This is a genomic window from Vicinamibacteria bacterium, assembly GCA_035620555.1.
Lineage (GTDB): Bacteria > Acidobacteriota > Vicinamibacteria > Marinacidobacterales > SMYC01 > DASPGQ01.
The window spans coordinates 1-7988 of record DASPGQ010000794.1 but is presented as its reverse complement, the minus strand read 5'-3'; the positions used below and the strand labels follow the sequence as shown (position 1 = coordinate 7988).

Here is a 7988-nt window from a genome sequence, read left to right as displayed (position 1 = left end):
GACGCGATTTGGCAGAGCCGCCTGCCGCTGTCGTTCCAAGCCGCGCACAATCATCGCTTCGGGGGATGCAACGGGACCCTCTCACTCGACCCGGGGGGGATTGGCTTCGCGTCCGAAGACCATGCATGGCAATGGGCTTTTGGTGACATGCTTTCTCTGGAAAGAGACAACCGCAGGGTCTTGAATCTCAAGACCCGAGAATCCGACCGGCTGAAGCTAGGCGGGGGCAAGAACTACAAGTTTCAGTTCACGAACCCCATTCCCGACGACGACTGGGCGCGGTTCCAGCGCCTGGCGCGCCGCTAGCCGCCAAATTCGTCGCACGCGAACGCGACACTCAGTTGCGGGTGGGCGCGAGCCGCTCGCGCTCTTCGACCAGATCCCGATGTCCCTGTCTGATGGCAAATATAGGGCGCGGGGGTTCGGTGACGGGTGATCCTAGGGAAGATCCATGACCAGCTTCATGCCGGCTTGAACCTCGTCCATCCGAGCCCGGGAGAGCGCACCGATCTTTTCCGTGAGGCTCAGCTTGTCGACCGTCCTAATCTGAGTGACGTTGACCACCGATTTCTTCCCGAGATTGGCCTCCCCTTTTCGCAGGGTGACGTTCCCGGGTAGCTCGCCCAGCCGCCGGGTGGAGGTGATGGCGATGACGATCACGGTATTGAGGCGACTGTCATTCAGAGGGTCGCACTGGACGACCAGCCCGGGACGTTTTCCCTGGGCTCCCACCCTTTGGCGGGAGAGAAATCGACCCAGTACACGCCACCCTTCCGAATTACCATTCCTGTCCTTCGCAACTCTCGCCCGCTTCGAACCATCGGGCGGTCTCGAGCTGCTCCTTCCGAATCGCCTCGTCCGAGAAGACGCGGTCGTAAACCTCTTTGAGATGACTGTTCCTCTGCTGCAAAAGCTTCTCCCGAATCAGAGACGAGATGAATTTGCTCCTTGATATACCCTTCTCGGAGCTCAACGCGTCGACCATCTCGAGCAGATCTTTGGGTATCGTGATCGCCACCTTTTCGGTATTCATTAAGACTGAACCTCACCTGTAGTTATAGTATCTGAATACCATCTAGTCATACCGCGTGCGTGAGGGAATCAAGCTCTCAGTTGCGGGTGGGGGCGAGACGCTTCAACTCCTCGAACCAGGCTCGAAAGACACCTCGATTTTCGCCTTGTGTTCGCCTAATCGCGCAGCTCCTCGCGCTCGGCTGCGATCCTGACAACTACGTCGCCCTCGACGAACAAACGATGGCGAGAGCTCATCTACCGTCTACGAAGTCGACCCGCTGATCTGCGACCGGTGCGGTTCCGAGATGAAAGTCCTCGCTCTCATCACCGAACACGAGGTCATTCGCAGGATTATTCGCGCTCGCGCTCACATCTGATTCCCTCGAAGCAGCCCGATGGCAATCGCCCACGAAACTCACCATAATTATGAATTCTTGCAAATTAAAATACTATATTTCATAATGCAAGGATGATGATTCCCAGACGCCTCATGGGTGACGTCCGGTTGGCTTTGAGGCAGTTCCCGGTCGTCGGCATCGTCGGCGCTCGGCAGGTTGGCAAGACGACGCTCGCCAAGGAGATTGCTCGGAGTCGCAAAAACGCTGTCTATTTGGATCTCGAGCTTCCGTCGGATCTCGCAAAGCTCGCGGAACCCGAGCTCTATCTCCGCCAACACTCGCGCGCCCTCGTCATCTTGGACGAGATCCAGCGCCGTCCTGACTTATTCCCTCTCCTGCGGGCGCTGGTCGACAAGAATCGTAGAAGACGTTTTTTGATTTTGGGGTCCGCAACGCCGGATCTGACTCGGCAGTCCTCTGAGAGTCTCGCCGGCCGCGTTCAGTATCTAGAGCTGACTCCATTCAATCTCGCGGAGCTCGGGGAGGACGAGGGTACCATCCAACGCCGGTGGAACCGGGGCGGCTATCCTCTCAGCTACCTCGAGACCGATGACGCGCGTTCGATGCGGTGGCGACACGCGTTTATTCAGACCTATTTGGAGCGCGATTTACCAAACCTTGGAATCCGCGTTCCGGCCACGATGCTCCGGCGATTCTGGACGATGCTCGCCCACTCGCACGCCCAGCTCTGGAACGCAAGCAAGATAGCGCAGAGTCTCGGTGTCACGCCCCCGACGGCGCAGCACTATCTCGACATACTCCAAGATACGTTCATGGTGCGACAGCTCCCACCTTACCACGCCAACGTAAAGAAGCGTCTCGTGAAGTCGCGCAAGATCTTCTTGCGAGACAGCGGGATTATCCATGCGCTACTGGACATTCCAGCCTACGATGCTCTTCTCGGCCACCCCTCCGCGGGAGCCTCGTGGGAGGGCTTCGTCCTGGAGCAGATACTCACCAGGGTGCCGGCGTCGTGGCAGGCTTTTTTCTATCGCACGAGTGCAGGCGCTGAGATCGACCTCGTGCTCGTTCCCGGCGGCCGGGCGCGACCTCTCGCCGTCGAGATAAAACTGTCGCTCGCGCCTACTCCGAGCCGCGGGTTCTGGTCCGCTCTCGAAGACCTGAACCCCTCGAAGAGCCACATCGTGTATCCGGGCGAGGAGCTCTACTCGGTGGCCAAGAACGTCTTCGTGCTTCCCGTTTCGAGCCTCGCGAGGCTCTGGAAGGGTCGATGACGGACATCCGGAAGACCCTCGATCCGCGTCGCTCGGCCCTCGCGACCCCACCGGAGTCGACGAGTGTCCCCGCCTCGGTCTTGATGAATGAAACTACAGAAGTCTGTCGCATTCGAAATGGGATTGTAAGTGTCACGTTGTGTTCGTACCCAAACGGCGTGGGAAGACGCTGTTTGGGAAACATTCGGAGGAGAACTTTACTCCCGTTACGCTCAAAGCTGTTCATGTCTCACTGGTCGAACCAGTGGCTTACCCCGCAATGCGGAGTTAGCCCTCCAGAGCCAATGGCGTATAATTTTGCGAGACCCTGGAATTTTCGTCTTGATCGGCCGCACGATCGCGCACTACCGCATAACCGCCGCCATCGGCTCGGGCGGCATGGGCGAGGTGTACCGGGCCACCGACACGAAGCTGGGACGGGACGTGGCGATCAAGGTCCTGCCCCCCGAGATGGCCGCGAGCCCGGAGCGCCTCGAGCGCTTCCAGCGGGAGGCGAAGGCCCTCGCCGCCCTCGACCACCCCGGGATCGTCACCGTCCACTCCGTCGAGCAGGCCGACGGGGTCCACTTCCTGACCATGCAGCTCGTCGAGGGCCAGCCGCTTGCCCGCCTCATCCCCGAGGGCGGGATGCCGGTCGAGCGGATCGTCGTGATCGCCACCGCGCTCGCCGAGGCCCTCGCCGCCGCCCACGACAAAGGCATCGTCCACCGCGATCTCCAGCCCGGCAACGTGATGGTCACGACGGACGGGCGGGTCAAGGTCCTGGACTTCGGCCTGGCCAAGGTCGAAGGCTCGAGCGAAGTGGCGGACTCGGAGCTCTCGACGCTGATGAGGACCCGCGAGGGCGTGGTGATGGGGACGGTGCCCTACATGTCCCCCGAGCAGGTGTCGGGCATGAAGGTCGATCACCGGACCGATATCTTCTCTCTCGGCATCCTTGTGTACGAAATGGCCACCGGGCGACGCCCCTTCCAGGGCCGCTCTCCGGCCGAGCTCGCCTCCGCCATCCTCCGCGACGCGCCGCTCGAGCAGTCGCGGTCGGACCTTCCGGAGGGCCTGCAGCGGGTCATCGCCCGCTGTCTCCAAAAGAAGCTGGACGACCGTTTCCCGACAGCTCGGGAGGCTGCTGAGGCGCTGCGGAACCTGCCCAGCCGGCCGGCGTCGGTGGCGCCCGCGCCGCCTGCGGCCGGCACGCCCGCGCTGATGCCGTCGACGGGGGCTCGACCGAAGGAGGGGGGCTTCTGGGTCGCGGTGCTGCCCTTCAAGCACCGGGGTGCCGAGCCCGGCGTCCTTGCCCTGGCCGAGGGGCTGACCGAGGACATTGTGACCGGCTTGTCGCGCTTCTCCTACCTCCGCGTCATCGCGCGCAGCTCGACCTCACGTTACTCCGGCGAGGGGCTCGACGTACGCTCGGTCGGCCAGGAGCTGGGAGCCCGCTACGTGATGGACGGCAGCGTTCGCCAGGCGGGTTCGACGCTGCGCATCGCCGTTCAACTGGTGGACGCGACTTCCAGCGCCCATCTGTGGGCGGAGACCTACAACCGCTCCTTCGACCCCGACGCGATCTTCGAGCTGCAGGACGAACTCGTCCCCCGGATCGTCTCCACGGTTGCCGACTGGTACGGCATCCTTCCCCGCAGCATGAACGAGGCCGTGAGGAGCAAGCCTGTCGGGGAGCTGAGCCCCTACGAGGCGCTGCTGCGCGCGTTCGGCTACTACTGGCGCGTCACCCCCCAGGAGCACGCCGCGGTGCGGCCCATCCTCGAGCGGGCCGTCGAAGAAGCGCCTGGCCACGCGGCGGCCTGGGCCATGCTGTCGATGCTGTACGGGGAGGAGGACCGATTCGGATTCAACGTCCTCCCGGACCCTCTCGGCCGCTCACTACAAGCCGCGCGGCGTGCGGTCGAAGCCGCGCCCGAGAGCCACGTCTCGCATCTCGCCCTGGCCCAGGCTCACTACTTCCGCAAGGAGTTCGAGGCGTTCCGGAGCGCCGCGGAGCGGGCCCTCGCCCTCAATCCCCTGGACGGAGCCACGGTCGAATACCTGGCTCACTTGCTGGCCTTCGCCGGGGACTGGGAGCGCGGAAGCGAGCTGGACAAGAGAGCGAGGCTGCTCAATCCCCACCACCCGGCATGGTATTGGGCCGTCCCTCTCCTCGATGCGTATCGCAAGGGCGACTACCAGGGGGCGCGAGCCGTTGCCCCCAAGGCCCTCATGCCGGGGCAGTACTACTCGCACGCGCTCTTTGCGGCCGTCTACGGTCAGCTCGGAGAGCGCGAGGCCGCGAGCGGGCACGTCCGGGAGGTGCTGGCGCTCCGGCCTGACTTCGCCGAGATCGCCCGGGATCAGTTCGGCAAGTGGTACCTTCCCGAGCTCGTCGAGCACCTGATCGACGGCCTCCGCAAGGCGGGGCTTCAGATCCCTTCGCCGAGATAAGATCTCTCAACCCCAGAGCTCCTCCGGCCCAAACAACGATTCATTGATAGACGCGAGACGCGGGCACGGCACCGCCGTCACGCTCACGCTCACGCTCACGCCGCACCATCGCTCCGGATGAACATTTCCTCATCGAGGGGGAGACCCCTGACGTCGCGAGCTGGGACGACGTGGTACGGAGCTACGTGGAGCTCTTCCGTTCGCTGGCTTGAAACTCCATCCGCCTGTAACGCGGAGAGGAAGTAGCGAAGGAGTCAGGGATTGGGTAGATTACTCCTGCGTCGCGTCCACCCCTGGGAGGGATCCCGCCGATTGTTTCGATCTGCGCTAGAATCCACCACATGGGCTCTCTGTGGGCGGATACACGATGCAGAGTGGGAGGCGAAGCTACTGGATTTGCTGCGCGAGGCATCCGTCGCCCGCCGTTTCGCGCTCGCGGACGCGCTCACCAACACCGTCATCTCTTTATCGAGACGCGCACTCGCAAAACAGCGACCGCTCGAAAGCGAACGAGAGATCCTTCTCGAGTGGGTTGGCCTCCACTATGGCCGCGACCTCGAGTATGAGCTCAGGGATTTTTTCGCCCAGGCACGCTCCGGCTGATGGATCCCAGGCTTTCGAGCGCGACTGCAACGACGACTACCGAGCTTCGAAAATATCGAGGGGAAGAAGGGCTGTCACTCCGACGTTGGGGGCGTCGACGAGCTGGCCGATCCTCAAATCCACGGCGACGCTCGAGATGATATACGCCTGTGCACGGGTCATCCCGTAGGTCTCGGTGATGTAGTCGATCATCTCCAGAAGCGCGTTGCGTGCAGCGAGCGAGACGTCCTTCGAAAGGTTCTCGAGTCCGGCGGCGACGTCGGATTTCAAATACGCCATGTCCGGGGGCAATTCGCCTTTACGTTTCAGCGGAAACCCAGTGGTCGCGTAGAAGCGTCGTGACGGGATGTCGAGGAGGCGCACCGGCCCTTCGTAGTGCGGTCCGCGGCCGAGACGCGGGCCGTCCTTGATGAGGGCTGTCGTCACGATCGCGTCGGCGTCCATTTCGATCGCGGTGCCCGATACCTCACCGTCTCCCTGCGCGAAATGCATATCCCCCATTCCGAGGCCACATCCCGGCACGTAGCACGGGAGGTAAATCGTGACGCCGACTCCGAGGTAGCGGATGTCCATGTTGCCGCCGTGCTCGCGGGGCGGGACGGTGCGAAGGCACTCGGCTTCATGAGAGCCCCCGGGACCGCAAACTTCGGCGGGCGACGCGTAGGGGGCGTGAGGCGCGAAGACCGAACCACCGGCCTCGGCGAGCGCGGCCTCCCGGGCGAGCATCGTGTCGAGCTCCTCGCGCCCGGGAAGCACGGTGACGACGCCAGGAAAGCTGGCGTTGGGAACTCGAACCCCGGGAAGGCTGTCGCTCACGGCTTCCTTGCGGTTCAGTCGCCACAGCACCTCGAGGGGCTCCGAGATCACGTCGGAGACGAAGCCGATCTCGCTCACGATCGTGAGACCGAATGGTCCCGGGTCGATGTCGAGAATGGTGACCGCGAGAACGTCTCCCGGCTCGGCCCCTTCGATGTGCACCGGCCCGGCGAGCGCATGGACCGCTCCCAGGGCCGAGTCCTCCATCCAGGGTTCATCGGCCGTGACAGCCGGGTCCAAGTTGACGTCGAGCGCGTTTCGCATCTTGAGTAGAATGGTTTGCCCGGGACGGGCGCGGGCCGCGATGGGGATGTCCGGATGAAGTCGGTTGAAGCATCCGGGATCTTCTCTACAATGGTTTCCCTCGCCGCCCACGACAACGATCTCGCTGACGGGGGGCTGTACGACCAGAAAGAGATGCAGAAACAGGCTAAACATGCGGGACAGTCTATCGTATCTGTTCCGTTCTCCGTTTCTATGTCGCGCGCGATGAAATCCGCGAGCTCTCAGGCGCTCGGGACGTAAAGAGCTCGATGGCTTCCGTTGCCATCCGTGCCCTTGGGTCGCTGGCGTTCGTCGCGGGAATCGTCGGCTGCTCGAGCGACCACGCTCAAACCTACCGAATCGACTTCGCCGGCGGGCCCCAGGGCTGGATCGCCGGGTTCGCCGACTATCCCCCCGGTCAGGAAGACTTCTACGAGCTCGAGGCGGATTGGCGCGCACTTCCTGCTTCGCTCGACTCCGGTCGAAGCGCGCAGTACATCTCGGGAAACAACCACAGCGACGATCTATGGATGTACTACAAGGGTCGTATCGGCGGTCTCGATGCGAACCGGTCCTACCGGGTGCGCTTCAACCTCGAGATTGCGACGGCGGTTCCCCGTGGTTGTGTTGGTGTCGGTGGAGCACCCGGCGAGGATGTCACCGTCAAGGCGGGCGCCTCGGTGGAAGAGCCCGACGCGGTCCTCGACGGCGAACTCCTCCGCATGAACGTCGACAAGGGACAGCAGACGAACCCCGGCCCGAACGCCGTCGTCGTTGGCGACGTCGCGAATAGCGTCGCGTGCGGCGAGACACCGCGATGGGAGCTGGGGCAACTCTCGAGCGGAGACGAAAGCGTCGATGTCGTGACCGACGGCAGAGGATCGGTATGGCTCTTCGTGGGCACCGACTCCGGTTTCGAAGCGACGACGAGTCTCTACTACACGTGGGTCGCCGCCACGTTGGAGCCCCTGTAAGCGAAACGCGGGTTGATCACGGGTGCATTATTAAGGTCAATCGGTAGGAGCTCCCTCGAGCAGAGGCTCGAGGGGCTCCTCGCGCGGTCCGTTCTCGTCGCAGACGGCGAAAATCGTCTCCTCCGCCCGGTACATCGTCGCGCCGGCGTATTCCCCTTTCGCGTTCAAGGCGAAGAAGCGGATGTTGAAATTCGGGAGTCCGCGGCCGTTCAGAAGCCTCTTCTCGACCGTGTTCGCCTGGATCCGCT

Annotated in this window: 9 protein-coding genes and 1 pseudogene; 6 read left to right on the top strand and 4 right to left on the bottom strand. The window is 63.0% G+C overall.

Annotated features, from left to right (window positions below):
• Window positions 1-306 (top strand): hypothetical protein (locus VEK15_31920; GenBank protein HXV65346.1); only part of this gene is annotated, 306 nt, incomplete at its 5' end.
• Window positions 307-438: 132 nt separating this feature from the next.
• On the opposite strand, the gene VEK15_31915 is transcribed toward VEK15_31920, so the two are convergent.
• Both VEK15_31915 and VEK15_31910 read right to left on the bottom strand, forming a co-directional pair.
• Complete coding sequence (locus VEK15_31915; GenBank protein HXV65345.1) at window positions 439-732, bottom strand: type II toxin-antitoxin system PemK/MazF family toxin; 294 nt, start codon at window positions 730-732, stop codon at window positions 439-441.
• A gap of 46 nt (window positions 733-778) precedes the next feature.
• Window positions 779-1033, bottom strand: coding sequence for a ribbon-helix-helix domain-containing protein (locus VEK15_31910; GenBank protein HXV65344.1), 255 nt, complete (start codon window positions 1031-1033; stop codon window positions 779-781).
• A gap of 450 nt (window positions 1034-1483) precedes the next feature.
• On the opposite strand from VEK15_31910, the gene VEK15_31905 reads away from it, so the two are divergent.
• The 4 genes and pseudogenes from VEK15_31905 (at window position 1484) to VEK15_31890 (ending at window position 5686) form a co-directional block, all read left to right on the top strand.
• A complete protein-coding gene (locus VEK15_31905; GenBank protein ID HXV65343.1) occupies window positions 1484-2647 on the top strand; it encodes an ATP-binding protein in 1164 nt (387 codons plus the stop codon).
• 103 nt (window positions 2648-2750) lie between these two features.
• A pseudogene (locus VEK15_31900) lies at window positions 2751-2825 on the top strand (IS200/IS605 family transposase).
• Window positions 2826-2968: 143 nt separating this feature from the next.
• Window positions 2969-5083, top strand: a complete 2115-nt coding sequence (locus VEK15_31895) for a protein kinase (GenBank protein ID HXV65342.1) — start codon at window positions 2969-2971, stop codon at window positions 5081-5083.
• Between the two features lie 261 nt (window positions 5084-5344).
• A complete protein-coding gene (locus VEK15_31890; GenBank protein ID HXV65341.1) occupies window positions 5345-5686 on the top strand; it encodes a hypothetical protein in 342 nt (113 codons plus the stop codon).
• A 36-nt stretch (window positions 5687-5722) separates the two neighbouring features.
• On the opposite strand, the gene VEK15_31885 is transcribed toward VEK15_31890, so the two are convergent.
• Window positions 5723-6940 carry an acetamidase/formamidase family protein gene (locus VEK15_31885; GenBank protein HXV65340.1) on the bottom strand — a complete coding sequence of 406 codons (1218 nt, stop codon included), beginning with the start codon at window positions 6938-6940 and terminating at the stop codon, window positions 5723-5725.
• A 95-nt stretch (window positions 6941-7035) separates the two neighbouring features.
• On the opposite strand from VEK15_31885, the gene VEK15_31880 reads away from it, so the two are divergent.
• On the top strand, window positions 7036-7740 hold the full coding sequence (locus VEK15_31880; protein ID HXV65339.1) for a hypothetical protein: 705 nt from the start codon (window positions 7036-7038) through the stop codon (window positions 7738-7740).
• A 36-nt stretch (window positions 7741-7776) separates the two neighbouring features.
• On the opposite strand, the gene VEK15_31875 is transcribed toward VEK15_31880, so the two are convergent.
• The coding region (locus VEK15_31875) for a hypothetical protein (GenBank protein ID HXV65338.1) at window positions 7777-7988 on the bottom strand (212 nt) is incomplete at its 5' end.

Excerpts from the sequence above, each read along its gene's own strand:
- VEK15_31910 (HXV65344.1), bottom strand. The coding sequence starts at position 1,033 with ATGAATACCGAAAAGGTGGCGATCACGATACCCAAAGATCTGCTCGAG.
- VEK15_31905 (HXV65343.1), top strand. The coding sequence starts at position 1,484 with ATGATGATTCCCAGACGCCTCATGGGTGACGTCCGGTTGGCTTTGAGG.
- VEK15_31885 (HXV65340.1), bottom strand. The coding sequence starts at position 6,940 with ATGTTTAGCCTGTTTCTGCATCTCTTTCTGGTCGTACAGCCCCCCGTC.
- VEK15_31880 (HXV65339.1), top strand. The coding sequence starts at position 7,036 with ATGGCTTCCGTTGCCATCCGTGCCCTTGGGTCGCTGGCGTTCGTCGCG.